General features: G+C 64.0%; 2 protein-coding genes. Both read right to left on the bottom strand.

Features of this window, described 5'->3' with window-relative positions:
• The coding region (locus tag AC1DUU_RS31430; protein ID WP_476787212.1) for a Gfo/Idh/MocA family protein at window positions 1–568 on the bottom strand (568 nt) is incomplete at its 3' end.
• The coding region (locus tag AC1DUU_RS31425; RefSeq protein WP_476787211.1) for a Gfo/Idh/MocA family protein at window positions 565–1,628 on the bottom strand (1,064 nt) is incomplete at its 5' end. The genes AC1DUU_RS31425 and AC1DUU_RS31430, both read right to left, overlap by 4 nt.

Here is a 1,628-nt window from a genome sequence, read left to right as displayed (position 1 = left end):
GGTTCCAGTGGATCGAGACATGGCAGGACGCCAACTCGCCGATCAGGCCTGCCCGCACCGCCTCGCGCATGTAAGCGAGGTGCGGCGCCCAGCGGCCGTTCTGGTTGATGGCGAGCTTGACGCCGTTGCTGTCGGCGAGGTCCGCAAGCCGTTCGCCGGTATCGAGATCAAGCACATAGGGCTTCTGCGACAGCACGTGCTTGCCGGCCTGCAGCGCCTTTTCGATCATCGCTGCGCGTTCGGCCGGATGGATGGTGATATCGACCACTTCGATGTCGTCGCGGGCGAGAACGGCGGCGAAATCGTCGGTGACTTCGGCGTCGGGGAAAAACGCGTCGCGGCGTGCCTCAGCCTTTGCCAGCGTGCGGTTGTAGATCAGGGCAACGTCGAAGCCAGTTTTGCGGTAGGCATCGAGATGGGCGAACGAGATACCACCGGCGCCGACAAGGGCGATGCGTGGGGCGTAGCTGCGAGGTCTTGGTGGCTGATATGGCAGTTCGGGTGCGGCGACGATCTTTGCCGTTGCGGCCTTCAGCGCATAGGAATCCTCGCTCGGTGTCTCGGTCATGGCAGAAGCTCGACGGTGCGCTTCAGCTGCGCAGACAAGGCGGCGCTGTCGGTGATCTGCTGGCCGATGCGCGACAGCGCCGGCTCGAGCGGCCCGGCAATCGGCGCACCCCTGGCGAGGCAGCCCAGCACATATTCGATCGGCGCGCGTTGCCCGACGGGGAGCACATCGACCGGGATCTGATGGGCCTCGGGCCGCGCCCGGGTCTGGACAGTGACATGGGGCTCGTAGTCGTAGCTTGAGATCGTGCCGATCGTGCCGACGACAACGAAGCCGCATTTGGGTTGCGGCTGCAGCGTCCATGGATCGGTGAAAGTGCCCCAGCGCGTTTCGAACTTGGACAGGCCCCTGGCGTAGCGGCACACGGTGATCGAATGCTGATCGACCTCGATGCCAGGCGTTTCGTCGACGATGCTTGTGACTTCCAAAGGCTTTTCGCCATTGCGGAACCAGGTGGCCAACGTCACGCCATAACCGAGATAATCGCGCAGGCTGCCGCCGCCAGATGCCTTCTTGTACCACCAGGACGACGGCTTGGCCGCCTCGACCTCTTCGGGTGTCACCTCAACCTTGTCGGCGAGGTGGAACAGCGGGCCGCGATTTCCGTCGTAGTAGTGCACTTCGATCACGTCGCCGACCACGCCCTCGTCGATCAGGCGCTTGGCGGTGTTGTGGCAGGGATACCAGGCAAGCGGCCAGTTGATCGCCATCTCCCGCCCTGCCGCCTTCATCGCCGCGATCATGCGGTCGGCGTCGGTCAGCGAGGCGGCGAATGGCTTTTCGACCAGCACATGCACCTTGTGGCGGGCAACGCGCTCGACATGGTCGGCGTGCTCGGCGGTTGCGGCGCAGATGATGGCGAGGTCGGGCTTGGTCTGCTCCAGGCAGGCGTCGAGATCGGTGAAGACGCGATCGGAGGGAATGCCAAACTTTTCGATCGCCGCCGCCATGCGCTCCGGCGATTTGTCATAGATGCCGACGATCTCGGCGTCGGGATGCTCATGCACCTCGCGCAACAGGTCGCCCATATGCATATGGGCGAAATTGATGCCGGCAACCC

It is taken from the genome of Aminobacter sp. P4_H6_2, assembly GCF_056400805.1.
Note: the sequence above shows the minus strand (reverse complement) of the source record. Positions and strands in the feature narration are given on the sequence as shown.